The sequence below is a fragment of the Rhizobium herbae genome, assembly GCF_017873135.1.
Classification (GTDB): domain Bacteria; phylum Pseudomonadota; class Alphaproteobacteria; order Rhizobiales; family Rhizobiaceae; genus Pararhizobium; species Pararhizobium herbae.
Genome location: NZ_JAGGJV010000006.1, coordinates 406379 through 431908 on the forward strand (window position 1 = coordinate 406379; position 25530 = coordinate 431908).

The window sequence follows — 25530 nt, forward strand, 5'->3', positions numbered from 1 at the left end:
CTCCCCGTTATCCACAAAGCCGGAAAATTCCGCTCTTCGCGGTATGTTTCCGATAACTACACATTGACGTCACCGTTCCGTCGTATACCATATCTAGTGTTCGAGGTTCCTCCGAATCGTAAGGATCGGAGGCTAAGACGGGAATACGGTGCGCGCTGCCAGTCCGGCGGAGCAATGCCGGAGCTGCCCCCGCAACTGTAAGCGGCGAGCATCTGTCCCATTTCAAGTCACTGAAGCATGACGCTTCGGGAAGACGGGACAGAAGCGACGACCCGCAAGCCAGGAGACCTGCCTTGAGCGAAAACGTCCACGGGCGGGGTGTCCGGAAGGTCGCGTGATATGCAGCGGAATGACTCCGCTTTATGTTGCGTTCCTCCGATACCTGCCAAAAGGCTTCGGGGTGAAGGCATGTCAGTCAAACGCATTCGCAGACCAGGAGACGCGGGATCGCGATTGACGGCGTACGCCTAGTCCATTCGCCAGCGCGACATTGAGAACAACACGATCGGATCCGCGTGCAGCGGCTCGGAACCCTTTCGTGCGCCCATTTTCATCACAGACAACGAGGAACGACATGAGCATTACCGTCTACAGCAAGCCTGCCTGCGTCCAGTGCACCGCGACCTATCGCGCGCTCGAGCGCAGCGGCATCGACTACCGGGTCATCGACATTTCCAGCGACGAGGACGCCTTTGCAACCGTGGTCGGTCTTGGCTACCAGCAGGTGCCGGTGGTGGTGGCCGGGCTGGACCATTGGGCCGGCTTCAGGCCGGACAAGATCAGCGCGCTGTCCTGATCGCGCAGGTGCCAAGCGATGGGCCTGATCGTCTATTATTCCAGCCTTTCGGAAAACACCCATCGCTTTGTCGCCAAGCTCGGACTGCGCGTGGCCCGCATTCCCGTCAGCACTGGCGATGCGCCGCCGGACGTGCGTGAGCCCTTCGTCCTCATTCTGCCGACCTACTGCGGCGATGACGGCAAGGGAGCCGTTCCCAAACAGGTGATCCGCTTCCTCAACGACGCGGACAACCGGTCTCTCATCCGGGGCGTGATCGCAGCCGGCAACAGCAATTTCGGCGAGACGTTCGGTCTCGCGGGCGATGTGATCTCCAGGAAGTGCCAGGTGCCGTACCTCTACAGGTTCGAGCTGCTGGGCACGGAGGAAGATGTCGCCAATGTCATCAACGGATTGGAACGATTTTGGACGTCTCAACGCTCGAACGCCCTTTGAAGGCGGCTGAAACCGCGCTGGATTATCATGCGCTCAACGCGATGCTGAACCTCTATGACGACGAGGGGAGGATCCAGCTCGACAAGGACCGGCTGGCCGCGAAGCAGTACTTCCTCCAGCACGTCAACCAGAACACGGTCTTCTTTCACAATCTGAGGGAGAAGCTCGATTACCTGGTGACGGAAGGCTATTACGAGCGGGAGGTGCTCGACCAGTATTCCTTCAACTTCGTGCGCGACCTGTTCGACCATGCCTATGCGAAGAAATTCCGCTTCCCGACCTTTCTCGGCGCCTTCAAGTATTACACCAGCTACACGCTGAAGACCTTTGACGGAAAACGCTATCTCGAGCGCTACGAGGACCGCATCTGCATGGTGGCGCTGGCGCTGGCGCAGGGCAACGAGGCGCTGGCGCGCGACATGGTCGACGAGATTATTTCCGGCCGTTTCCAGCCGGCGACGCCGACCTTCCTCAATGCCGGCAAGAAGCAGCGCGGCGAACTCGTCTCCTGCTTCCTGCTGCGCGTCGAGGACAATATGGAGAGTATCGGCCGCTCGATCAATTCGGCGCTGCAGCTCTCCAAGCGCGGCGGCGGCGTGGCTTTGTCGCTCACCAATATTCGCGAGGCCGGGGCGCCGATCAAGCAGATCGAGAACCAGTCGTCGGGCATCATTCCGGTGATGAAGCTTTTGGAAGATAGTTTTTCCTATGCCAACCAGCTCGGCGCGCGGCAGGGGGCTGGCGCCGTCTATCTCAACGCCCATCACCCCGACATCATGCGCTTCCTCGATACCAAGCGCGAAAATGCCGACGAGAAGATCCGCATCAAGACGCTGTCGCTCGGCGTCGTCGTTCCGGATATCACCTTCGAACTGGCGAAGAATAACGAGGACATGTACCTGTTCTCGCCCTACGACGTCGAGCGCGTCTACGGCGTGCCGTTTACCGAAATCTCGGTGACGGAAAAATACCGCGAGATGGCGGATGATGCCCGCATCTCCAAGAAGAAGATCAAGGCGCGCGAGTTCTTCCAGGTGCTGGCCGAAATCCAGTTCGAGAGCGGCTATCCCTACATCATGTTCGAGGACACGGTGAACCGGGCGAACCCGATCGCCGGCCGCATCACCATGAGCAATCTCTGCTCGGAAATCCTGCAGGTGAGCGAGGCCAGCGACTACAATGACGACCTCTCCTACAAGCACATGGGCAAGGACATTTCCTGCAATCTCGGCTCGCTGAACATCGCAGCAGCAATGGATTCGTCCGACTTCGGCAAGACGATCGAAACGTCGATCCGGGCGCTGACCGCAGTGTCCGACATGAGCCATATCTCGTCTGTCCCGTCGATCGAGAAGGGTAACGACGACAGCCATGCGATCGGCCTCGGCCAGATGAACCTGCACGGCTATCTCGCTCGCGAGCGCATCCATTACGGCTCGGAGGAAGGCGTCGATTTTACCAACATCTATTTCTATACGGTGACCTATCATGCCATCCGCGCCTCCAACCGGATCGCGGTTGAGCGAGGCGTCAGCTTCAAGGGCTTCGAGAACTCGAAATACGCCTCCGGCGACTATTTCGACAAGTATACGGAAGCCGAATGGGTGCCAGCCACTGGGCGCGTGGCCGAACTGTTCGAGACCGCCGGCATCCACATCCCGACGCAAGCAGACTGGCTGGCGTTGAAGAAGGACGTCATGGCGTCCGGGCTCTACAACCAGAACCTGCAGGCCGTGCCGCCGACGGGATCGATCTCCTACATCAACCACTCGACCTCCTCGATCCATCCGATCGTCTCGAAGATCGAGATCCGCAAGGAAGGCAAGATCGGCCGCGTCTACTATCCGGCGCCGTACCTGACCAACGACAACCTCGACTACTATCAGGACGCCTACGAGATAGGCCCGGAAAAGATCATCGACACCTATGCGGCGGCCACCCAGCATGTCGACCAGGGCCTGTCGCTGACCCTGTTCTTCCGCGACACGGCGACGACGCGCGATATCAACAAGGCGCAGATCTATGCCTGGAAGAAGGGCATCAAGACGATCTACTACATCCGCCTTCGGCAGATGGCGTTGTCCGGTACCGAGGTGCAGGGGTGCGTGTCCTGTACGTTGTAGGGTGAGGGGCAATTCCACGTGCGAAAACAATGAAAATCAAGGACATCCCATGAACATCGCCATCAAGCCCGCCTCCCGCGTGCGCGCCATCAACTGGAATCGCATCGAGGACGACAAGGACCTTGAAGTGTGGAACCGGCTGACCGGAAATTTCTGGCTGCCGGAAAAGGTGCCGCTCTCCAACGACATTCCGTCCTGGGCGACATTGCGGCCGGAAGAGCAGCAGTTGACCATCCGCGTCTTCACCGGATTGACCCTGCTCGACACGATCCAGACCAGTATCGGCGCGCCGAAACTGATGGAGGACGCGATCACGCCGCATGAGGAGGCCGTCTATTCCAATATCTCCTTCATGGAAGCGGTGCATGCGCGCTCCTATTCCTCGATCTTCTCGACGCTGTGCTCGACGCCCGACGTGGACGACGCCTATCGCTGGTCGGAGGAAAACGAGCATCTGCAGAAGAAATCGGCGCTGATCCTCGAGCAATACCGCAACCCCGATCCGCTGAAACGCAAGATCGCCAGCGTCTTTCTGGAAAGCTTCCTGTTCTATTCGGGTTTCTATCTGCCAATGTTCTGGTCGAGCCGGGCGAAGCTCACCAACACCGCGGACATGATCCGCCTGATCATCCGCGACGAGGCGGTGCATGGCTATTATATCGGCTACAAGTTCCAGAAGGGGCTGGAATGGCTGAATGCCGAAAAGCGGCAGGAGATCAAGGACTTTGCCTACGAACTTCTCTTCGAGCTTTATGACAACGAGGCCAAATATACCGAAACGCTCTATGACGGTGTGGGCCTGACCGAGGACGTCAAGAAGTTCCTGCACTACAACGCCAACAAGGCGCTGATGAACCTTGGCTACGAGGCGCTGTTTCCGCCCGAAGCCTGCAAGGTCAATCCGGCCATTCTTTCGGCGCTGTCGCCGAATGCCGACGAGAATCACGACTTCTTTTCAGGCTCCGGCTCGTCCTATGTCATCGGCAAGGCGGTCGCGACCGAAGATGACGACTGGGATTTCTGAGCGGGGGATTGTGCCTTTGCCATGGGACGCTGGATATTTCCTGACCAGCCCCTATTCTCCCAACCGGATCCGATGATGCGGACCGGAAATGGAGGACGCAGATGACAGGCCAACAGGGGCTATGGGACGGGATCAGGATTGCCGATCTCGATGGAAAGGCAGTTCTGATCACCGGTGCTTCGACAGGCATCGGGGCTGCGCTGGTCCGCGCCTTCGCAGCGCAGGGCACCAAGGTGGCGATCCACTACAACGAGAGCCGGCAGGCAGCGATGGACTTGCTTGCCGAGGTAGAGGGCTCCGGCGGCACGGCGGTTCTGGTGCAGGGCGACGTCTCGGCCGATGGCGTGACGGAACGGGTGGTCGGGGAGGCCGCCAGTCACTTCGGCCGCCTCGATGGATTGATCAACAATGCCGGCGGCATGCTCGGTCGCGTCTCAACGGCCGAGATGAGCGATGCGCATTACGAGCGGGTGATGGACCTCAATGCCCGCTCCGTGCTGGCGGCGACCAGGGCGGCGCATCCGTGGCTGAAGAGACAGGGCGGCTTCATCATCAACACGACATCGATCGCCGCCCGCAACGGCGGCGGCGGCGGGGCGATCCTCTACGCTGCCTCCAAGAGCTTCGTATCGACGATCACGCGCGGGCATGCCAAGGAATTCGCCGGCGACGACATCCGCGTCAATGCGGTGGCGCCGGGCGTTATCGCGACGCCATTTCATGATCGTTACACCAGCCCCGAAATGCTGGACGCGCAACGGAAAACGGTTCCCATGGGTCGCGTCGGCACGCCGGAAGAGTGCGTCGGCACCTATCTGTTCCTCGCATCCCCGACGCTGTCCGGCTACATCACCGGCCAGATCATCGAGGTCAATGGCGGCCAGTTGATGCCGTAGGCGGGAAGGGCGGTGCTCCCGTCTTGACGCCGCCGCCGTGCTCGGACTAAGTGAGATCAGACGGTTCCCCGATGGATGACTTCGAGGGGATTAATAGGGAACACGGTGCGGAAGACCCAACAGGGACCAAGACCGTGGCTGCCCCCGCAACTGTAAGCGGATTGCCGATCGCCCCTGTGGCGCTTCCTTGAAGCGCCATGCCACTGCGAACCCCACGGGTTTTTCGGGAAGGCAGGCGAAAGACAGATATCCGCGAGCCAGGAGACCTGCCGTCGAAAGCAACATCCAACTTCCCGGGCGGGGTTGCCCGGAACAGGAGCCATCATGACTGATTTCGACCGCTACCCCCAGCGTCCCATCGCCATTTTCTTTGAAACGGCAATTTCCTCCTAGAAATTCCAGGCCCCATGTCTCGGTAATACGGCGCTCCCGCTTGTGTAGCCATGCGCCTGCTTCCGATGCGTTGCCCGTTTTCCCTTTCACTCCAAGGCCGAAGCGCGCTGTCGCTTGGCTTGGACATCCGTTTCAGGAAACTCAGTATGCCAAATCTCGTCACGTCCATCCGCCCCCTTGCGTTGCTGGCGCCGCTTGCTGCCAGCGTTTTCGCGATTGTCAGCCTCTCCACGCCGACCGCCGCCGCATCGACGGCCTATCCGCTGAAAATCACCAATTGCGGCCAGTCCGTCAGCTTCGAAAAGCCGCCTGAAAAGATCGTTTCGATCGGTCAGGGCATGACCGAAATCCTGTTTTCGCTGGGGCTCGCCGACAAGATCGCCGGCACCGCGGTATGGGTCGGGCCGGTCCTGAAACAGTTCGACGCCGACAACCGGAAGATCAAGCGGCTTGCAGACAATGATCCGAGCTTCGAATCCGTCGTTGGCGAAGAGCCGGATCTCGTGGCCGCCGAATTCGAATGGCATGTCGGCGCGCAAGGCTCGGTCGGCAAGCGCGAACAGTTCTCCGGTCTCGGCATCAACACCTATGTCTCGCCGGCCGATTGTGTCGCCAAGGTCAACACCGATGGCGGCGACGGCGTGCGCCGCGAACTCTTCACGATGGATCTGATCTATCAGGAGATCGATGAACTCGCGGCGATTTTCGATATCCGGGATCGCGGCGACAAGCTCATTGCAGACCTGAAGAAGCGCGAGGCCGATGCCGTCGCCTCGATCGGCAATGCCAAGCTCGGCGCGCTTCCGGTCGTCTTCTGGTTTTCCAGCAAGGAAGTCGCGGGCGATGCCTTCATTGCCGGCAAGAACAGCGCTCCGGCCTATATCCTGAAGACACTCGGTGCCAAAAATGTCGTGACAACGGAAGAGGAGTGGCCGCTGGTCGGATGGGAAACCATCGCCGAAGCCAATCCGTCGGTGATCGTCATCGCCACCATGGATCGCCGGCGTTACGCGGCCGACGATCCGGCCGTGAAGATCGATTTCCTCGAAAAGGACCCGGTCACACGCCAGCTCGACGCCGTGAAGAACAAGCGTTTTGTCGAGATGGACGCGCAATCGATGAACCCGACGATCCGCACGATCGACGGTATCGAGATCCTTGCCAAGGGCATCAAGTCCCTCGGATTGTCGCAGTGAGCCTAACCATGGTCCAACCGGTCGCGATCGGTCGGAGGTGGTGGGCGCATCTGGCGCTCGTCACCCTCAGCTTCGTAGCACTCGGTTTCATCATCAGTCTTGCCGTCTCCATCGGCGAGATTTCCATCCCGCTTGAAACGACGGCAAAGGCTGTTTCCAACCGACTGTTCGGCACGGCCTTCGAATTGAGCCGCATCCATCAGGGCATCGTCTGGGACTACCGTCTCAGCCGCGCGCTGCTGGCGGCCAGTGCCGGGGCGGCGCTGGCATTGTCAGGGGCCATCCTGCAGGCGCTGCTGCGCAACCCGCTGGCCGAACCCTATGTGCTCGGGATTTCGGCCGGCGCCTCGACAGGCGCCGTCGCGGTGATGATCCTCGGCTTCGGTTATGGCGTCCTGACACTGTCGACCGGAGCGTTTATCGGCGCGGTTGTCGCCTTCATGCTGGTCTCGGCTCTCGCTGCCGGGGCGGGGGGAGGCGCTGACCGGATCATTCTCGCAGGCGTTGCCGGCTCGCAGCTTTTCAACGCGCTGACATCCTACATCGTCACGACATCCGCCAATGCCGAGCAGGCGCGCGGCGTGATGTTCTGGCTGCTCGGCAGTCTTTCGGGCGTGCGCTGGCCGGATGTCTATCTGGCCGCTCCCGTCGCGGTCATCGGTCTTGTGGTATCGCTGTTTTATGCCCGTGCGCTCGATGCCTTCACGTTCGGTATCGATGCCGCGGCGGCCCTCGGGATCGCGGTCAATCGGGTCCGCGTCATCCTTCTCGGCGCCACAGCGCTGATGACGGCGGCGATGGTCAGCATCGTCGGCTCCATCGGCTTCGTCGGGCTCGTCATTCCGCATGCCGCGCGGTTTCTGGTCGGCCCGTCGCATCGGCGGCTGCTGCCGGCATCGGCGATGATCGGGGCGATCTTCATGGTGGCGGCCGATATCGTCTCCCGTATCATCATTCCGCAGCAGATCTTGCCGATCGGCGTGGTGACGGCATTGTTCGGCGCGCCCGCCTTCGCGCTCATTCTCTACAAGGCAAGGAGGCCGGTTTGAGCATTTCGGTTCGTGACGTGCACTGGTCGGCCGGCGGTCTGATGATCGTCGACGGCATCAGCATCGATGTCGCCCCCGGCAAGACGCTGGGGTTGCTTGGTCCGAACGGGTCGGGCAAATCCAGCCTGCTGCGGCTCATCTGCCGCCTGCGAAATGTGAAAAGCGGCGTCATCGCGCTCGGAAACACCGATATTGCCGCGATGGCGCGTCTCGATATCGCCCGGCGCGTTGCCTTCGTCGAGCAGCAGGCAACGACCGAGGCGCAGGTGACCGTGCTGGATGTCGTCCGGCTGGGCCGCACGCCGCATCGTGGGCCGCTGTCGCCGTGGAGTGCTGCGGACGATGCCGCGGTCAATGCCGCACTTCGCCAGGTCGGCATGCCGGAGCGCACCGGCCAGTTGTGGCATACGCTGTCGGGCGGCGAACGCCAGCGGGTGCATATCGCCCGTGCCCTGGCGCAGACGCCGAGCGAACTGCTGCTCGATGAACCGACCAATCATCTCGATATCCAGCATCAGCTGGAAATCCTGAGTCTCGTGGCGCGACTGCCGGCGACCAGCATTATTGCGCTGCACGATCTCAATCTCGCGGCGATGTTCTGCGATACTCTGGCCGTTCTTCACCAGGGAAAGGTCGTGGCTGCGGGAACGCCGGAGGACGTACTGACCGAAGAGCTGATCGCCAATGTGTTTGGTGTGCGGGCCTATATCGAGCGCTCGGCCCATCATGGGCGGCAGCATGTGCACTACCGGCTGGATTAACTGTAAACGGGTGTTTGCTCCCGCTCGGCGCGACGGCTTATTTTTCGGGTAAGCCCAGCATGCAGCGGCGGTAAGCCCAATGCTTTTATAAAAGCGCCCCACGTTCGCAGGCAGAACCTCTGGTTTCGTGCCTTTGTCGATCAAATCAATCAGCCCGATGGACAGGCAGTTTGGAATGATATTTGCATGAAAGCTAATATATGCAAGTAGACAGGAGGAAAAGTGTCATGGGCTCGAACATGCCGCATCATTTTCCTGCACTTTGGATACTCATGAGTGTTGGAGAAAAATACAGGCGTATAGACACGGTCGACGCCGCCGCTCAGTTGCTAATTGAACAATGGCCTTCGCATGACGGCAGCAAATATATTGATGCTCTACGGGCTTGTCGCGATGCATTGCGGGATATCGTGCCGGCGTATGCGGCGCGTGAGGCGCTCATGTGCGCTGCAGACGAGGCCCTCATTTGTTACATTTGCGTCATCCAGGGTGAGGAGTCCCGAAAGTCCATCAGAAATACAAGTTCAGGCGCGAAACACGCTTGAAAACGAGCAACTCTGAAACATAAACGGCTCCTGCGAAACGTATATTTTAGTTCCATAAAGGCGTTATCCCACCGGCAGAGAGAATGGGGGGGACGGATCCGACCCCATGTAGATGTGGAAATATTTGACAAACTTTGCCAAAATCGAATTTGATCCCTTCAAATGGAGATTTCCGATGGCGACCATGAACGTATCTCTTCCAGACCCGATGAAGGATTGGGTGGAGGCGCAGGCCAGGACTGGGCGATATTCGAACGCTAGCGACTACGTGCGCGACCTGATCCGACGCGACCAGACACGAAGCGACAAGATTGCCGCCATGCAAAGTTTCGTCGAGGCCGGGCTCCAAAGTGGCATTGGCATTCGATCGAAGGATGAACTCTTTGTCGAGGCGATGGCCCGTGCCAGCAAGTCATGAGTTTTAAACTTTCTGTCGAGGCGGAAGAAGACATCATTGCGATCGCCGAGCAGGGTGCTCGTATGTTCGGATTAGACCAGGCAAAACGCTACCACGATGAACTTTTCGCACTATTTGATCTGATAGCGGCTAATCCACATAGCGCCACGGATGGAGCTGTGGGTTTTGGTGTGCCTTAGGTTCGAATTGGTTCAAGGCGACCCATGTATTCATTTATGCTCAAACAATCTGGAAGGCTGCGATTTTGAATCTGAGACAGCACCAATTATGCGGCGGTGCTTTTGATTCTGGTCTCAGAGCGATTAGCCACTCGCCCGTGCTGATGCAGCACAAGTGCCACTGCACCGAGCACGGTATCGTCGTTGCCAAGGAACTTACCCACAACGAAACGGGGTCTTGGCATGTCGGCAACCTGGTCGGGTGGGGGTAGCGTGTGACGCGCGAAACTGCGCTTCAGGGGATTTGTGAATGCCTCTCCGATCGTCGCCAGCTTGCCGACGATGATGAAGAGCGGTGGATTGAGGATTGTGGCTGTGACACCCATGCCCCAACCCGCCTTTTCCGCAGCATCCTCGATCAGCCGCCGGTATCCTAACCGTCCTTCTCGGGCGCGCTCGATAAACTGATCGATTGTAACCGGCTGGCCGCCAAATTCTTCCGCATGCCGCATGAGATGATAGCCACCGACAAAGGTCTGCAAGCAGCCACGATTGCCGCAGCGGCAGAGACTACCGTTGGGATCAAGAGCAATGTGGCCGAATTCAGCTGCACTGCCGTTGAAGCCCCGCTGGACGACGCCGTCGCGTACAATTGCGCCGCCTACGCCAAGATCGAACTTGTAGAGCACAAAGTCCTTTTCACCGATCGCCGCACCCCAGGTCATTTCGGCAAGGGCGCCGCAATGGCTTTCGTTTTCCGCATGCAGCGGACACTCAAGATGTTTTGAAAAGATCGCGGCGAGATCGACGCCGCCCCAGGTCGGCAACACGTCGCCATTCAGTACGCGCCCGTCATAGCTGAGTGGAGCGGAGATTGCGAGACCAACGCCTAGGAGGTCCTCAATGGCAAGGTCGAGCGAGGCGCATTGCCGGGTCAGATTGTCCTTGATCTGCTCAGCCGCTTCTTCCGGCGTATAGTCGCGGCGCATCTCGAACCAGACATCGGAAAGCACGGTATGGGCAAGGTCGCAGATAACGATGCGGATTTCGCCGAGACCTAGGAGGACGCCCGCGCAGCGCCCTGTTGCGGGGTTAAGGGAGAGAAGCTGCGAAGGTCGACCAAAGCCATTGCTCTTGGTGTCGAGTTCGAGAACAATGCCGCAATCTTTCAATTCCGAAAGAAGTGTTGAAACCGTAGAGCGGGCGAGGCCGGTGGATTTTACCAGTTGCGATGCTGTGGCCGCGCCGATCGCGGCAATCGCGCGTACGATGCGGCCGGCTGGCGCTTCCTGATCCCTAAAAACCTCTTTTACGTCGTGCATATTTCTTTCTCCTCCCGCGCAATTTTAATTCAGACTCTCGACCGCAACGCAATATTTTTCGAGGACGAAGTATGTTGCGTTGCGAAGCGACAAATAATGCTCTTTTCGGCCATAAATGCGCGCAAAAATCCAGATTTTTGTAGTCATTTATTTCGAATATGAAAAAAGTGATTGACAAGCGAGGCCTTGTCAACGATTTTTTGGGCAGCGGGGAGGACCGCTCTATGGGAGGCTTTTATGAAAATCAGAACTGCTATTGCAGCTACACTATCTGTGCTGGCGATCACCGCGGGACTTGGGCTGAATTCGGCTGCCGCCGAAGAGCTGAAAATCTGGACACTGTCGTTCGAAAACGAGTCCGCCAACGTCGCTTGGCAGAAAATCATCAAGGAATTCGAGGCTGCCAACCCCGATATCACCATTTCGCTCGAGAACCGCTCGGTCGATGAGCACAAAGCCGCCCTGCGCGTCGCTGCCCAGTCGAGCCAGGGGCCGGACATCTTCTTCATGTGGGCAGGTCTTGGCCTCGGCGGTGAATTCGTCAATGCTGGCCTTTCGCAGCCGCTCGACAAATATTACGACCAGTATGGTTGGGACAAGCGTCTGGTCGGAACGGCCGGCAGCTTTTCGAATATCTATGAGGGCGGTCGCCACGGTGTTCCCTATACCTTCCATGGCGAGGGCATCTATTACAACAAGGGGCTGTTCGAAAAGGCCGGCATCACGCAACCGCCCGCCACCTACGACGAGCTGAAGGCCGATGCGGCCAAGCTGAAGGATGCGGGCATTCCCGCTATGACCTTCGGCGGCACGGTCAATTGGCATCTGATGCGCCTGATGGACGTGATTCTGGAAGCCAAGTGCGGCGCTGAAAAGCACGATACGCTGATGGCGATGAAGGTCGACTGGTCGACGGAGGCCTGCGCGACGGCGAGCTTCCAGGAGCTGAATGAATGGTCGCAGAACTACATTCTCTCGCCGTTCATGGGCATCGACAATTCGCAGAGCTTCAACCTGTTCCTCGCCGGCCGTGCGGCTATGATGCTCGAAGGCGACTGGCTGGTAAGTCAGCTGCGCGGCGAAAATCGTCTCGCCGATTTCGATCTGTTCCCGTTCCCGACCGGAACCGATCGCCTCTACGGATTCGCGGAATATCTCTACGTCTCCTCGAAGAGCAGCAAGGCGGACGCGGCGGCAAAATTCCTCGACTACATGCTTTCCGACACGGTGCAGCAGGACAATCTCGGTGCGTTCGGTTCGATCTCGATCAACGCGAACGTGAAGTACGAGAAGGTCGATCCGCTTGACCAGAAGTGGATGGATATCTTCGCCAAGTACACCAAGATCTACATGAATGGCGACCAGGCCTTCCCGCTCGACGTGACAACGGAATATTTCCGCGTCATCAACGAAGTGGCATCCGGCAACATCAAGCCAGACGCTGCGGGCAAGACCCTCCAGACCTTCATCGCCAATCGCTAACCTCCCAAGGCAGGGTCCTGCGAGCATGCTCCAGGACCCTGCACCGGCCCGGTGATCCTATGTCCAAAGTGCGCCTGTCGTTGCGGCCGAGCACGCAGGGTTATGTCCTGCTTGCGCCAGCCCTGATCGTCTACCTGCTGTTCGCGGTCTATCCGATGATCGACGTCATCCGGATGTCCTTCTCGTCGTGGAATGGATTGAGCCCGCAGGCGAAGTTCGTGGGCGTCGCAAACTACCGTGCGATCCTGACGCAGGACCCGGTTTTCTGGGGTGCGCTGTGGAACACGCTGATCTGGACCACCGCGGCCGTGATCGTGCCCAATCTGATCGCCTTCGGCGTGGCGCTCGCGCTCAACCAGAACATTCCCGGCCGCTCGTCGCTTCGCATCATTTTCTACCTGCCCGTCATCATCGCGTCGATCGCCGTCGCGACCATCTGGAAATGGATGTACGACCCGTTCTTCGGCCTCTTCAACGGGCTCCTGACCAGCTGGGGGCTGAGCGGATGGATCATGGACTGGCTCGGCGACAAGAAGATCGCGCTCTGGTCCGTGTTCGTGGCCCATCTCTGGCAGTCCGTCGGCTTTTCCATGGTGCTGTTTCTCGCAGGGCTGCAGAGTGTCTCGACGACGCTGATCGAGGCGGCCCGCATCGACGGGGCAGGGCGCTGGGGGGTGTTCCGCTATGTAACGCTGCCGGCTCTCGTTCCGACAATTACGGTCGTCATCGTGCTGTCGCTCATCAATTCGTTGAAGGCCTTCGATATCGTCTACGGCATGACTGGCGGCGGGCCGGCGCAATCGACGCAGATGCTGGCGATGTGGGCCTATACGCAATCGATGCAGCTCGGGGTGTTCGGGCGAGGGGCTGCCGTTTCCGTGGTGCTGCTGTTGATCACGCTGGTCGTCGTGATCCCTTACATGCGCTGGATGTTCAAGCGTGAGGATGCGGTGCGATGAAGATGTTTTCCCAGGCGTTTCGCCCCGTCGGCTCCAACAAGGTCGATCCCGTGCTCGTGGCCCTTTGGGTCGCCTTCATCTTGCTTGCGATCATCTGGATCATGCCCTTCCTGTTCATCGTCTTCACGTCGCTGAAGTCGAACGCGACGGTGATGGGCGCGAGCGCCTTTAGTCCCCCGACCGAACTGGCCTTCGGCAACTTCGTCGCAGCCTGGAACCGCGGCAATTTCTCGACCACCGCGTTCAACGGCATCGTCATCACATTCATCAAGGTGCCGCTGGGACTGTTCGTCTCGGCCATGGCGGCCTATGCGCTTGCCAAGGTGCCGATGCGGATGAGCAGGGCACTGTTCGCGCTCTTCGTGTTCGGCACGATGCTGCCCTTCCAGGTCATGCTCGCACCGATCTTCCGGCAGGTGAACGCCTTCGGCCTGATCAACACCTATCCGGGCATTATCCTGCCTTACCTCGCTTTCGGCATCCCCTATCAGGTCTTCATTCTCTACGGCTTTTTCTCGGCCGTGCCGAAGGAGCTGTCGGAAGCGGCCCGCATCGACGGGGCTTCCCACTTCACCATCTTCCGGCGAATTTTCCTGCCGATTTCGCTTCCGGTTCTTTCGGCGCTGCTGATCCTGGATTTCGTCGCCACCTGGAATGAATTCGCCATGGCCCTGGTGATCCTGCAGGATCCGCGGATGTGGACACTGCCGCTCGGGCTCATGAATTTTCAGAGCCAGTTCCAGAGCGATTACGGCCAGCTCAACGCTGCCATCATCATGACGGTGCTTCCCGCTGCCATCGTCTATCTCATGTTCCAACGCTATTTCGTCTCCGGCATGACATCCGGGGCGGTCAAGGAATAATCATGACGCATCTCTACGATGTTTTCGAAACCCGCTTCAAAGCCCCGGCCGATAACAATCCCTATCTCGACCTGACGTTTCATGGCTATTTCAGCCAGGGTAACCGCAAGGTTCGTGTCACCGGCTTCCACGATGGCGGCGAGGATTATCTCCTTCGCTTCATGCCCGACACCATCGGAGAATGGACCTTCGTCACCGAGTCGTCGGTCGCGGAACTCGATGGCCAGTCTGGCTCAGTCACGGTGGCGCCGGCGCGCGAGGGTGTGCATGGTGCGGTGCGCGTGCGCAATCGCTTCCATTTCGCCTATGACGACAACACGCCCTACTATCCTTTCGGCACCACCTGCTACGCATGGGCCCACCAGCCGCTGGAGATGCAGGAGCGTACGCTCGCAAGCCTCGAGATGAGCGGTTTCAACAAAATCCGCATGGCGGTGTTCCCGAAGGACTATCCCTTCAACACCAATGAACCGCTGCAGCCGATGTTCATGGAAAATGCGGATGGCACTATCGATTTCGATCACCCGAATCCGGTTGCCTTCCGGCACCTGGAAACGCAGATCGCCCGTCTCGGCGAGCTCGGCATCGAAGCCGACCTGATCCTCTTCCATCCCTACGACCGATGGGGCTACGCCACCATGTCGGAAGAGCAGAACCTGCGTTACGTGAAATACATGGCGGCACGATTTTCGGCCTTCCGGAACGTCTGGTGGGCACTCGCCAACGAATATGATTTTCTGCTCGACACGATCCCTGTTCAGGCGTGGGACCGCTTCTGCCACATTCTGGAGGAAAACGATCCGGCCCAGCATCTCCGCTCGATTCACAATGGCGAACAGACCATGAATTTCGATCACCGCAAGCCGTGGATCACCCATGTCTGTATCCAGAACTGGGATGTGAAGCGCACGCCGGAATGGCGCGTCGCCTACGGTAAACCCGTCGTCAACGACGAGCCGGAATATGAGGGCAACATCTGGCCGAGCTGGGGCAATATCACAGCGCAGGAACTCGTCCACCGCTTCTGGACGACCGTTTTGCGCGGCGGTTATGCCGGCCACGGCGAAACCTATGCGGACCGGGACGACCTGATCTGGTGGGCCAAGGGCGGCACCCTTCACGGCGAAAGCTGGAAGAGGATCAAGTTCCTGCTGCAGCTGCTCCAGGAAGACCGGCTTGAAGGGCTTGAGCCGATGGGGATGAACGACCAGTGGCCGTGGAGCCGGATTTCCGGCGCGCGTGACCTCGGCGGCAAGGTGGATTTCATCTATTTCGGCGAACACCAGCCGAACCAGTGGACGACGGGGCTTCCGGCCGAAGACGGTGCTTACGAGATCGACCTGATCGACACCTGGAACATGACGATAACACCGGCAAAGCGCATTGCCGCGCACATTCCCCATCCGCAGCGCCACGGCAACATCGTCCGTGGCGGCAAGGCAGAGGCGGCGTTCGGCATCGAACTTCCGGGCCGTCCCAATCTTGCCCTGCGCATCCGAAAACTCGACTGAGGTACTCCCCATGGCAACCGTCGAAATCTCCAATCTGAAGAAGTCCTACGGCGCCGTCCCGGTGATGCATGGCGTGGACGTTCCGATCCTGGATGGCGAATTCGTCATTCTGGTCGGTCCGTCCGGCTGCGGGAAATCCACGCTTCTTCGGATGATCGCAGGACTGGAATCCATCACATCGGGCGAGATCGTCATAGATGGCCGGCGGGTCAACGATCTGGAGCCGAAAGACCGGGACATCGCCATGGTCTTCCAGAACTATGCGCTCTATCCGCAGATGACGGTGGCGCAGAACATGGGTTTTGCGCTGGAACTTGCGGGGCGCAGCAAGGCCGACATCAAGGCGGAAGTCGACAAGGCTGCCGATATCCTGTCGCTGACACCGCTCCTCGATCGCAAGCCGGCCCAGCTCTCTGGCGGCCAGCGGCAACGCGTCGCTATGGGCCGCGCGATCGTGCGGCATCCCAAAGTTTTCCTGTTCGACGAACCTTTGTCGAACCTCGACGCGAAACTCCGGGTCAAGATGCGCGCCGAAATCAAGGCGCTGCATCAGCGTCTCAAATCGACGATCGTCTATGTGACCCACGATCAGATCGAGGCCATGACGATGGCTGACAAGATTGTGGTGATGAATGCCGGGCGCGTCGAGCAGATCGGCTCGCCGCTAGAGCTCTACGACCGCCCGGACAACCTGTTCGTCGCGACATTCATGGGAAGCCCGGCCATGAACATCCTGCCGGCGAAAGCCAACAGGATGGGGATCACGGTCGCCGGGCTGCTAGAACTGCCGGGCCTTGCGAATGTTATGGTCGGCACGGAGATTTCCTATGGCATCCGCCCGGAAGATATCGTTATTGGCGGCGAGGGGGCCGTTCCTGTCGAGGTTCTGGTGATCGAGCCGACCGGTGCGGAGACCCATATTACGGCGCGCCTCGCCGGCGAGGAGATAACCATCGTCTCGAAGGAGCGCCTGAGCGCAAAGCCCGGCGAGACGCTGATGGTAAGCCTTGCTTCTCCCCGTTCCCACGTTTTTGAAACCGCAACTGGTAGACGAATTTGACTCGCCTCGTATGCGCCGCCGCGGCATTGGTGTTTCCTGTTGCGGGGGCGTTCCGTGCCATCGGCTTTGAACCGGCGGAATTGCTTGTGATGGTTACCGGTGTCATTGAGCTTTTTGGTGGCTTGCTGGTCGCCGCCGGTTTTCTCACACGACCGGCCGCCGCAATCTGCGCTGGCCTCCTCGCAGTAACGATCTGGGTCACCTCAGCGCGGGGGTGGGGAGCAATGGAATATAGTGTACTTTGGACGATAGTCTGCTTGGCCATCGCCGTTCGTGGAGGTGAGAGACTGTCTGTCGACCGCACTATCCGCCGAGAATTCTAGCCGCGACAAATTTTATTGAAGGCCGGTCGTTCCATACAAGGATATTTGATCGGTCAGGAGGACGTATCTTTTCTGACGGATGGCACGACATCGACCGGCTTTGTGCGGGGCGAACAGCGATTCACCATATCCTCTAGAAGAAAGTTCCATAAAAATGCTTACGCCAAAAACTGGGCTTAAGATCTGAAATAGATTGTTTTTTATTCGCAGCGGCGGTTCGATTCCTGCAGTGCGAAGGCATTGGGCTATGAAGCCGTATCGAAAATTGGTGGTGCGTGCCTGATGTATATCCCATTGACATATCCCAAACGGAGCGTTATGTATATCATTAGTCGGGATGCAATCCGGAGGGACGTTGGGTGGAACAGGGTGCAGTATTCCAAAGCAATCGAAGCCAAGCTGTCCGTCTTCCAAAGGCAGTCGCTTTGCCTGATGATGTGAAGCGCGTCGATATTGTCGCTGTCGGACGCACTCGCATTATCGCACCTGCTGGCGAGGTCTGGGACAGCTGGTTTGAAGGAGCGGCGGCCACATCCGACTTCATGAGTGAGCGTGATCAGGCCGCCTCGCAGGAGCGCGAGGCATTTTAATGCTGAAGTACATGCTGGACACCAACATTTGCATTTTTACGATCAAAAATCGACCACAGCATGCGCGCGAGGCGTTCAATCGTTTCCATGATCAATTGTGCATCAGCTCGGTTAGTTTGATGGAACTGATCTACGGAGCGGAAAAGTCAGCCAGTCCTGAAAAGAACCTTCCCGTTGTGGAGGGCTTCGCGGCGCGCCTTGAAGTGTTATCGTACGATCAACCGGCAGCAAGCCATACGGGTCAATTACGAGCCGAACTGGCGCGCAGTGGAACTCCAATCGGTCCATACGATCAATTGATTGCGGGACACGCTCGCTCGCGCGGGTTGATTGTCGTTACGAATAATCGAAGGGAATTTGATCGCGTTCCCGGCTTACGGGTGGAAGACTGGACGGGCTAGTCTAAAACGTTTGCTCACCATAGCCGTCGATAGCCCCCCGATAACGTCTCTCCGTCGGCACCTACTGACGGGTCGAAGGTTCGTATTGGTTCAAGGCGAAGGAAATTTAGCCACATTATTTGGCACTGAACACGCCGCACCGAAATGGCTGATAGTTCGTTGCTCTGTCGTTATGCCATGTTGCCAGGCTTGGCCGCGGGGTTGTCGAGCCCCGCTTTCTCAAATGAGCGGTGAGAAAGGTCCCACACTGTTGTGAGGGACTTTCTGGTGTCTAGATTTAGCGTTTCCGACTACACTTCCAATGTCTCGATCGACAGATGCGGGTCAAGCTCGCGCAGGAAGCTGTCGGCGTTGAAAATCGCGGCGGGCGGCTTTGCGCCGGTATCGCGGATGTCGCCCGACAAGATGCGCTGGGCCGCTTCACAGATGATCGGCGCCGTGACGGCGTAGATGTCCTGGCCTTGCGCGATGATCCGGCGGCGCAGTTCTCCTTGCGTGACGACGACCTCCACGGCGAAGCGCTGCGCCGAACGTCCGGTTTCATCCACGGCCCGCGGCGGAGGCGTCGATGGATCGCGTACGTCCCCTAGGGCTGCCTTGCTGAGAAAGGCGTGCAACTCCTTCGTCCGAACGTGACGGGTGATCAGCGGCACTTCCGAAAAGGGAAGCTCGACGAAGGTCTGCTGGCCGAACGGGGCGGGTAGGACGGATACTTTTTCGACAGGAGGCTGATGCACTGGTTGCATCTGCCCGCCGCTGACGGCAAGGCGCTTCGCAGTATTCTTTTCTCCGGTGATGCGCGTGCCTTTTGTTGGGAGCCAGCTGTCGAGCGCGACGTGGATTTCGATGGTGTCGGCGTGATCCCACTCACCCATGACGGTTGCGACGAGCAAATCGGCTAGGCCGCCGTAAAAGCCCATGGCAGGGATGACGGCGACGCCTGCATCGCGGGCCGCAACCTCGTGGCGTTCGAACGTCGCCTGCACGCTCGGCTGCTCGGCCGTCACGTCCAGATAGTGGATGCCCGCCCGCAAGGCGGCGCGTACCACAGCGTCGGCCGTATCCATGAACGGCCCGGCGCAGTTAATGACCACCGCCGCGCCGGCGAGCGCCCGATCCAGCGCCGCGTCGTCTTCCACTGCAGCTTCACGGCATTCGATGCCGCGCTCGTAATAACCCGCCTCCGCCAGCCGCACACTACTACGCCCGATCGCAATCGGCTTGAATCCGCGCCGCAACAGTTCGGCGACGACAAAGCGGCCGGTGTGGCCGTTCGCGCCTATGACCGCTACGGGCTGTAGTATCCTGGTGATTTGCTCGTGGTTATTGGTCATCGCTCTCTCCTTCGCTACAGACCTGTCTGTAGCTAATACAACATACAGGTCTGTAGCGTGTCAATCGGCTTTCTGCTAGAAAGGGAAATCTTGGAGATAAAGATATGGCAAAGAACACAGCGAACTCTCCCGCGTCCGGTATCAACGACGTACGGGACAGAATTCTAGCGACAGCATCGGAGCTCTTTTATCGCCGTGGCGTGCGCGCTGTCGGCGTCGATCTGGTGGTTGAAAAATCCGGTGTCGCCAAAACCAGCCTCTACCGCCATTTCGGCACGAAGGATGATTTGATCGCCGCCTTCCTCAAGCGTGAGGACCAGGATTTCTGGAGCACTTGGGAGCGGGTGAAAGAACAGCATCAGGACGACCCCAGGGCCGAGCTCGACGCTCATTTCGAGTGGATCGGCGAGAGGGTCGGACGGGACAACTACCGGGGTTGCCCGCAGATCAACACGGCGGCCGAGTTTCCAGAAGCGGGTCATCCCGCCCGCAAGGTCGCCGAGGCCCACATGTGCGAGATGCGGCGACGCCTGAGGACCATAGCTCAGGGGCTGTCGGTTGCGGCACCTGACCGGCTTGCCGGTCAGCTCGCGGTCCTGATCAATGGCGCCTTTGTCAGCATGCAACTCTTTGAACCCGGCGAGGCAACCGGCTTGCTCCGCGATGCCGCCCATGCGCTGATTGCTGCGAGCCGCAGTTGATTGGGTTCACGGGCTGTTGAGTTTCAGCAGGACTTGAACGGGCTTGTCGCAAATTTTCGGGCTTAACCGTATGTTGACCATAGGCATGGAAATTGCCGCTCCGAAAGTTGCGGAGCCAGCCATGATTTTGAATGCCACTGCCGAGAAGCTGAAGCGCCAGTCGAAGGACGATTTCTAAGGCAGGAATTTCGAGGCATGGCTGATTGTACAGGCGGTTGCCTGGTACCTGCGTTACCCGCTCAGCTATCGAGACTTGGAAGAGATGTTTCGCGAGCGGGGTTCGAGGTCGATCATAGTACGGTCAACCGCTGGGTATTGGCTTATGCGCCGATGATCGAGAAACGACTGCGGCAGTTTCGGCACCCGCATTGTGGCTCGGTCCGGATCGACGAAACCTATGTCAAGATCCGCGGCAAATGGCGCTATCTGTACCGAGCCATCGATAAACACGGCAATCCGGTGGATTTCCTGCTGACTGCTAAGCGCGATCTCGACGCCGCCAAGCGGTTCTTTCGCAGAATGCTGAAGGACGAGCCCCTGCTATCACCGGCAAAGATCGGGACGGACGGCGCAAATACTTTTCCGTCGGCAATCAAGACGTCAGTCGATAGTGGGTACCTGCATCCGGATCCGGTTCACTATGTCACCAAGCACCTCCAACAGAGAATCGAGAGCGACCACTTCCGGGTAAAGAAGACCATGCCCAAGATCGGCGGTTTCCAATCCTTCAAAACGGCGCGGCGGACGATCGCAGGTTTCGAAGCCATGCTCTGGCTCAAGAAGGGCTTCGGCTTTTCCGGCGGCTGGACTGTCAACGACCAGAACGATTTGCTTGCGCGCCTCTTCGGACTGCAAAAGGTTAACAAAGCATTAAAATGAAGATGCTCAGGGGATAATCGCGCGCTCCGAAAATGTTTGCGACAAGCCCGATGACCAGCTCAGCCCCCGTCTCGACTCGTCATTCTGAAGGACAGCCAAAGAAAGAGGTGCTGTGGCAGACTTATTGCGCCAGGATGACAAAGTTTGCCTGGGGTCGGCTCCTCCTGCTCGAAATCAAACTGCTCGGCTATGAATTTTTGTCGCGTTTCATTTGTGGAGCATTGTCTGAAATGCCTGATAGCTGCCTTTGGGCGTTCGATCTCTGGTTATGGGATCCATCGCGACGATACCGAACTTTGCGCTGTAGCCTTCGGCCCATTCGAAGTTGTCGATCAATGTCCAGGCCATGTATCCCCTGACATCGACGCCTTGCTTCTGGGCATCGCGGATAGCGGCGAAATGCTTGTCGAAGAATTCGATGCGCTTGCCGTCGTCACTCTCCGACATGCCGTTCTCAGTGACGTAGATGGGCAGCCCGGGGTAGCGATCGGAGGCGCGCTTGAGAAACTCCGTCAGGGCCTGCGGATAGGTTTCCCAGCCAAGATCGTTCTTTTCGAGTGGACCTCTGGACTGGGTAAACGGAAATACGGGAACGGTTGGATCAGATTGGTAGAGGGAGCGGGTATAGTAGTTGAGGCCGATCCAGTCCACCGGAGGGGAAATCTGCTTGAGATCGTCCTGCCAGTTGGCGGGCAGGTATTGCGCGATTCTGTCGGTGACGAGTTTCGGGTACCGGCCTTTCAAGGCGCCGTCGAGAAAGAACTGGTTGAAGATTGCATCGCCGAGCTCGGCGGCCGCCGCATCCTGCGGAGATTGTGTCAGCGGCTCGCATTTTTCCATGTTCACGACGATGCCGAGATCCTTGCCGCCTTCGGCGCGCATCGCGTCGATGCCGAGGCCGTGGGCGAGCAGGACATGATGCATCGCGCGCGACGCGGCACGGATGTCGCGATAGCCCGGTGCGTGTATCCCGAGAAAATGGCTCAGGATGGTGATGCACCAAGGCTCGTTCAGGGTTGCGGTGGTGGCCAGCCGGTCGCCGAAGCGCCGGGTGATCTGCGTGGCATAATCTGCGAAGGCACGGGTCGTGTCCCTGTTCATCCAGCCACCCTTGTCCTGCAGGGCGCTTGGCAGGTCCCAATGATAGAGCGTGGCGAGCGGTTTGATATTGCGCTGCAGCATGCCGTCGATGAGGCGATCGTAGAAGTCGAAGCCCGCTTCGTTCGAGGCTCCCGTCCCCTCCGGGATGAGCCGGGGCCAGGAAAATGAAAATCGGTAAGCATCGAATCCGCCGTCGCGGATCAGATCCAGATCTTCCGCCCACCGGTTATAGTGGTCGCAGGCGACCACTCCGTTTTCGGCGTTCTTGATATTGCCAGGGGTGGCGGCGAAGCTGTCCCAAATGGACGCGCCTCTGCCGTCGGTCTGTCCACCTTCGATCTGATGGGCGGCCATCGCGACACCGAAGACAAAGTCAGGACCGAAGTCATTGCGATCGTGCGAAAACATCATTTTCCCGTTCCGAGCTGCTTGTTTGACAGGAGCACCAATACTGCGGATTAAAGATTGGCGTCGACCAATGCCTTGAGGTCGTCCATTTCGCTTGCAGTCAAATCCACCAGAGGGGGGCGCACGGGCCCAGCTTTGCGGCCTCTGACCTCCAGGCCCGCCTTGATGATCGATACGGCATAGCCTTTCCGGCGATTGCGCAGGGTGGTCAGCGGGAAGAAGAAGTTCTTCAGAATGCTGTCGGTCGTCTTCGTGTCCCCGGAAAGGAGCGCCGCGTAGAAACGCTGGGCCAGTTCGGGCACGAAGTTGAAAACGGCGGAGGAATAGGTCGTGACGCCGGCGGCGAAATAGGCGGTCGCATAGAGTTCGTGGGTCGGCATGCCGCCGATATAGACCATGCGGTCTCCCAGCTTGGTGGTGATTTCGATCACGCGGTCAACCTCGCCATAGCCGTCCTTGAAGCCGATGAGGTTGGGGCACCGGTCGCAGAGCGTCTGCAGGCTATCGGCGGTCAGAACGATATTGTCGCGATTATAGACGACGACGCCTATTTCAACCGCGTTGCACACCGCTTCCACATGGGCGACCAACCCTTCCTGCTCGCAGAACATCAGATAGGGCGGCAGCAGCAGGATACCGTCGGCACCGGCAGCTTCGGCCGCCTTGGCCATCTCCACGGCCATGGCCGTGCCGTAGGCGGCACCGCCCAGAATCGGCGTCTTGCCGGCCGAGGTCTTGGCCATTTTCGTGACAGCGGCCACTTCCGCCGGTGTCAGCGAGAAAAGCTCGCCTGTGCCTCCGGGCGCAAACAGCACGGCGGCGCCAAATCCATCGAGCCAGTCGATATGGGCGCGATAGGCTTCCTCGTCGATGCTGAGATCGGGTTTGAACGTGGTGACTGGGAAAGAGAGCAGGCCGCTGCCGAGCGCGATCTTGAGTTCATTCGGAGTCATGAAAAAAGGTCCTTCTGAAAGGGCAGGAAAAAAGAAAAGGCGGGAAATGGCTCAGTAGACGTCAAGCGCCTGGAGGAGGGCGGCCGTGTAGCCGTAGCAGAAGGCAAAGGCGACGCCCTGCGGATCGCGGCCGCTGATCGTGGGCACGTGATCCGGCATGATCATGTATTGGTAGCCCACCTCCCGGTAGAGCTTGATGGAGCGGGCCATGTCCATGTCGCCCTCGTCCGGGAAGGTTTCCATGAACGAGAGCTTCTTGCCGCGGATGTTGCGGAAGTGAAGGTTGAAGATCTTGTTGCGGCTGCCGAACCAGCGGATCACGTCGTCGATTTCCTCTCGCGGATTGTCGAGCATTTCACCGACAGTTCCCTGGCAGAAATTGAGGCCGTGATAGGGGCTCTCGTGCATGGTGACGAATTTCTTGAGACCGTCGACCGTGCCGAGCACGCGCGTCACGCCCTTGAAGCCCGGCGGGGTGTACGGATCATGTGGATGGCAGGCGAGCCGGACCTTGCTGGCTTCTGCGACCGGCACCACGCGGGAGAGGAAATAGTCGATGCGCTCCCAGTTCTCATCTTCCGACAGCACGCCGGCAAGGCCGGGGGCTGCGGACTGGTCGATCTTGTCCCAGCGGAACGAGGCATTCAGCGAGCCGCCACGGCCAAGCTCGTCGGGGGTGCGCGGAATGCCGATCAGGTTGAGATTGTATTTGGCCGCCGGGATGCCGGCCGTGGCCAGATTCTCGATCAGGCGGCAGAGCGCGTCGAGCTGGCGGTCGCGTTCCGGCCCCGCAAGCAGAATGTCGGGGTAGGTGGCGGTCTCGATCGGGTTGGACGGAAGCGGCAGCTGGATCATGTCCAGTATCAGCCCGAAGCTCTCGACCTTGTCCCTGAGCCGGTGGAGGTCGTCGAGCGACCACGTTCCGGGTTTGCCCTCCGGGTCGGCGCAAATGTGCTTGATGCCGAGCTGGGCCCAGACCCGATAATCGTCGTCGTCGCGCGCAGCGAGTTGTGTACCAATATACATGTCATACCTCCGTCTTTAGTGAGGTATGACATAATATGAATTTTGATGGCTGTCGAGACGTTACCGTGCGAGACGGCGATATCGCTTCTGACTGTTCAGCAGATGGTCACGCATGGCGTTGCGCGCGGTATCCGGATCCTGGTCGGCAATGGCCTCGATGATCCGGTCGTGTTCCGCGGTAATACCCATGAGATAATCGACATTGCTGGTATCGGGCAGTGTCGGGAACTGGCTGCGCGGGATCGACCGTGCGCCGAAGCGGGATATCGATTCAATGTAATATCGATTGTCGGTGGCCTGGGCGATGGCGAGATGGAAGGCAAAATCGGCATCCACCGTCGGGTTCCCGGCCTGGATCTCCGCGACCATTTGCTGATTGGCGGCGCGAATCGCTTCTTCCTGATGTGGCGAGCGCCGATAGGCCGAAATTGCCGCTGCTTCCACCTCCACGGCGATTCGGAACTCCAGCAATTCCAAGGTTTCCGGAATGCTTTTGATTTCCCGGGGCGTCAGGCTTGTGTGCCGGAATCCGGGCTGTTGTCTTGCCACGAAGACGCCCTTGCCCTGGACCGGCGTCACCAGCCCGCCCGCGCGGAGTTCGGCGATCGCCTCGCGTACCACTGTCCGGCTCACGCCGAATTCGCTCTCGAGCTGGATCTCCGTTGGCAGTTGATCCCCTTCCGTCAGGTCTCCTGTGGCGATGCGGTCGCGCAGCGTCTCGATCACGGTCTGTGCCAGCCGCTGCCTTCGGTGGGGCTCCACTTTGCCATCGTTGTTCATTGTCTCTCCCTCGGCATTTGGTTTCGCTGCGATCTCAACGGGC

25 protein-coding genes, 2 pseudogenes and 2 riboswitches are annotated in these 25530 nt (G+C 59.0%); of the genes and pseudogenes, 21 read left to right on the forward strand and 6 right to left on the reverse strand.

Annotated elements, in window-relative coordinates; translation table 11 throughout:
- Positions 1-86: 86 nt before the first annotated feature.
- A riboswitch (cobalamin riboswitch) is annotated at positions 87-310 on the forward strand.
- Positions 311-574: 264 nt separating this feature from the next.
- The 11 genes and pseudogenes from nrdH to J2Z75_RS18510 all read left to right on the forward strand — a co-directional run.
- Entirely contained in the window at positions 575-796 is a 222-nt protein-coding gene (nrdH, locus tag J2Z75_RS18460) for a glutaredoxin-like protein NrdH (RefSeq protein WP_209854215.1), read from the forward strand.
- 18 nt (positions 797-814) lie between these two features.
- Positions 815-1231, forward strand: coding sequence for a class Ib ribonucleoside-diphosphate reductase assembly flavoprotein NrdI (nrdI, locus tag J2Z75_RS18465; protein WP_209854216.1), 417 nt, complete (start codon positions 815-817; stop codon positions 1229-1231).
- Positions 1201-3354, forward strand: a complete 2154-nt coding sequence (gene nrdE / locus J2Z75_RS18470; protein WP_268842084.1) for a class 1b ribonucleoside-diphosphate reductase subunit alpha — start codon at positions 1201-1203, stop codon at positions 3352-3354. Before nrdI ends, nrdE begins: the two co-directional genes overlap by 31 nt.
- A 49-nt stretch (positions 3355-3403) precedes the next feature.
- A complete protein-coding gene (nrdF, locus tag J2Z75_RS18475; protein WP_209854217.1) occupies positions 3404-4378 on the forward strand; it encodes a class 1b ribonucleoside-diphosphate reductase subunit beta in 975 nt (324 codons plus the stop codon).
- Between the two features lie 101 nt (positions 4379-4479).
- Positions 4480-5274, forward strand: a complete 795-nt coding sequence (locus J2Z75_RS18480) for an SDR family NAD(P)-dependent oxidoreductase (RefSeq protein WP_209854218.1) — start codon at positions 4480-4482, stop codon at positions 5272-5274.
- Between the two features lie 45 nt (positions 5275-5319).
- A riboswitch (cobalamin riboswitch) is annotated at positions 5320-5562 on the forward strand.
- A gap of 251 nt (positions 5563-5813) precedes the next feature.
- Positions 5814-6863, forward strand: a complete 1050-nt coding sequence (locus J2Z75_RS18485) for an ABC transporter substrate-binding protein (RefSeq protein WP_209854219.1) — start codon at positions 5814-5816, stop codon at positions 6861-6863.
- A gap of 8 nt (positions 6864-6871) precedes the next feature.
- Complete coding sequence (locus J2Z75_RS18490) at positions 6872-7912, forward strand: FecCD family ABC transporter permease (protein ID WP_209854220.1); 1041 nt, start codon at positions 6872-6874, stop codon at positions 7910-7912.
- Positions 7909-8673: an ABC transporter ATP-binding protein gene (locus J2Z75_RS18495; protein ID WP_209854221.1), complete on the forward strand. Its 765-nt coding sequence runs from the start codon at positions 7909-7911 to the stop codon at positions 8671-8673. The genes J2Z75_RS18490 and J2Z75_RS18495 overlap by 4 nt, the downstream gene beginning before the upstream one ends.
- 227 nt (positions 8674-8900) lie before the next feature.
- Positions 8901-9218, forward strand: coding sequence for a DUF982 domain-containing protein (locus J2Z75_RS18500; RefSeq protein ID WP_209854222.1), 318 nt, complete (start codon positions 8901-8903; stop codon positions 9216-9218).
- Between the two features lie 175 nt (positions 9219-9393).
- The gene (locus J2Z75_RS18505) at positions 9394-9636 is read left to right on the forward strand and encodes a type II toxin-antitoxin system ParD family antitoxin (RefSeq protein WP_209854223.1); all 243 of its coding nucleotides are present in this window, start codon (positions 9394-9396) and stop codon (positions 9634-9636) included.
- Positions 9633-9788 (forward strand): annotated as a pseudogene (locus J2Z75_RS18510) (type II toxin-antitoxin system RelE/ParE family toxin); the annotation flags it as partial. The gene J2Z75_RS18505 and the pseudogene J2Z75_RS18510, both read left to right, overlap by 4 nt.
- Before the next feature lie 113 nt (positions 9789-9901).
- Here J2Z75_RS18510 and J2Z75_RS18515 read toward each other — a convergent pair.
- Positions 9902-11116, reverse strand: a complete 1215-nt coding sequence (locus J2Z75_RS18515) for an ROK family transcriptional regulator (protein WP_209854224.1) — start codon at positions 11114-11116, stop codon at positions 9902-9904.
- A 237-nt stretch (positions 11117-11353) separates the two neighbouring features.
- Here J2Z75_RS18515 and J2Z75_RS18520 point away from each other — a divergent pair, with 237 nt between their 5' ends.
- The 8 genes from J2Z75_RS18520 to vapC all read left to right on the forward strand — a co-directional run bounded on the left by J2Z75_RS18520 (position 11354) and on the right by vapC (position 18305).
- A complete protein-coding gene (locus tag J2Z75_RS18520) occupies positions 11354-12598 on the forward strand; it encodes an ABC transporter substrate-binding protein (protein WP_209854225.1) in 1245 nt (414 codons plus the stop codon).
- A 74-nt stretch (positions 12599-12672) separates the two neighbouring features.
- Complete coding sequence (locus tag J2Z75_RS18525; RefSeq protein ID WP_407692783.1) at positions 12673-13557, forward strand: carbohydrate ABC transporter permease; 885 nt, start codon at positions 12673-12675, stop codon at positions 13555-13557.
- On the forward strand, positions 13554-14420 hold the full coding sequence (locus J2Z75_RS18530) for a carbohydrate ABC transporter permease (protein WP_209854227.1): 867 nt from the start codon (positions 13554-13556) through the stop codon (positions 14418-14420). Before J2Z75_RS18525 ends, J2Z75_RS18530 begins: the two co-directional genes overlap by 4 nt.
- Positions 14421-14422: 2 nt before the next feature.
- Entirely contained in the window at positions 14423-15931 is a 1509-nt protein-coding gene (locus J2Z75_RS18535) for an apiosidase-like domain-containing protein (RefSeq protein WP_209854228.1), read from the forward strand.
- A 10-nt stretch (positions 15932-15941) separates the two neighbouring features.
- Positions 15942-16991 (forward strand): ABC transporter ATP-binding protein, encoded by a 1050-nt coding sequence (locus J2Z75_RS18540; RefSeq protein ID WP_209854229.1) that lies wholly within the window; start codon positions 15942-15944, stop codon positions 16989-16991.
- A gap of 29 nt (positions 16992-17020) precedes the next feature.
- Positions 17021-17314 carry a DoxX family protein gene (locus J2Z75_RS29700; RefSeq protein WP_407692784.1) on the forward strand — a complete coding sequence of 98 codons (294 nt, stop codon included), beginning with the start codon at positions 17021-17023 and terminating at the stop codon, positions 17312-17314.
- Positions 17315-17673: 359 nt separating this feature from the next.
- Positions 17674-17904 (forward strand): type II toxin-antitoxin system VapB family antitoxin, encoded by a 231-nt coding sequence (gene vapB / locus J2Z75_RS18550; protein WP_209854231.1) that lies wholly within the window; start codon positions 17674-17676, stop codon positions 17902-17904.
- The gene (vapC, locus tag J2Z75_RS18555; protein WP_209854232.1) at positions 17904-18305 is read left to right on the forward strand and encodes a type II toxin-antitoxin system tRNA(fMet)-specific endonuclease VapC; all 402 of its coding nucleotides are present in this window, start codon (positions 17904-17906) and stop codon (positions 18303-18305) included. The genes vapB and vapC overlap by 1 nt, the downstream gene beginning before the upstream one ends.
- Positions 18306-18595: 290 nt before the next feature.
- Here the strand turns inward: vapC and J2Z75_RS18560 are convergent, their stop codons facing one another.
- Complete coding sequence (locus J2Z75_RS18560) at positions 18596-19639, reverse strand: saccharopine dehydrogenase family protein (protein ID WP_209854233.1); 1044 nt, start codon at positions 19637-19639, stop codon at positions 18596-18598.
- A gap of 104 nt (positions 19640-19743) precedes the next feature.
- Between J2Z75_RS18560 and J2Z75_RS18565 the strand changes: the two genes are divergently transcribed.
- Entirely contained in the window at positions 19744-20340 is a 597-nt protein-coding gene (locus tag J2Z75_RS18565) for a TetR/AcrR family transcriptional regulator (RefSeq protein WP_209854234.1), read from the forward strand.
- Between the two features lie 121 nt (positions 20341-20461).
- A pseudogene (locus J2Z75_RS18570) lies at positions 20462-21219 on the forward strand (IS6 family transposase).
- Between the two features lie 207 nt (positions 21220-21426).
- Here the strand turns inward: J2Z75_RS18570 and J2Z75_RS18575 are convergent.
- From J2Z75_RS18575 to J2Z75_RS18590, 4 genes are read right to left on the reverse strand one after another with little or no spacing between them, the layout of a single operon-like run.
- Positions 21427-22731: a GH1 family beta-glucosidase gene (locus J2Z75_RS18575; protein WP_327791271.1), complete on the reverse strand. Its 1305-nt coding sequence runs from the start codon at positions 22729-22731 to the stop codon at positions 21427-21429.
- A 47-nt stretch (positions 22732-22778) separates the two neighbouring features.
- The gene (gene kdgD / locus J2Z75_RS18580) at positions 22779-23681 is read right to left on the reverse strand and encodes a 5-dehydro-4-deoxyglucarate dehydratase (RefSeq protein WP_209854235.1); all 903 of its coding nucleotides are present in this window, start codon (positions 23679-23681) and stop codon (positions 22779-22781) included.
- 51 nt (positions 23682-23732) lie between these two features.
- Entirely contained in the window at positions 23733-24707 is a 975-nt protein-coding gene (locus J2Z75_RS18585) for a mannonate dehydratase (protein ID WP_209854236.1), read from the reverse strand.
- A gap of 60 nt (positions 24708-24767) precedes the next feature.
- A complete protein-coding gene (locus J2Z75_RS18590; RefSeq protein WP_209854237.1) occupies positions 24768-25487 on the reverse strand; it encodes a FadR/GntR family transcriptional regulator in 720 nt (239 codons plus the stop codon).
- Positions 25488-25530: the final 43 nt, after the last annotated feature.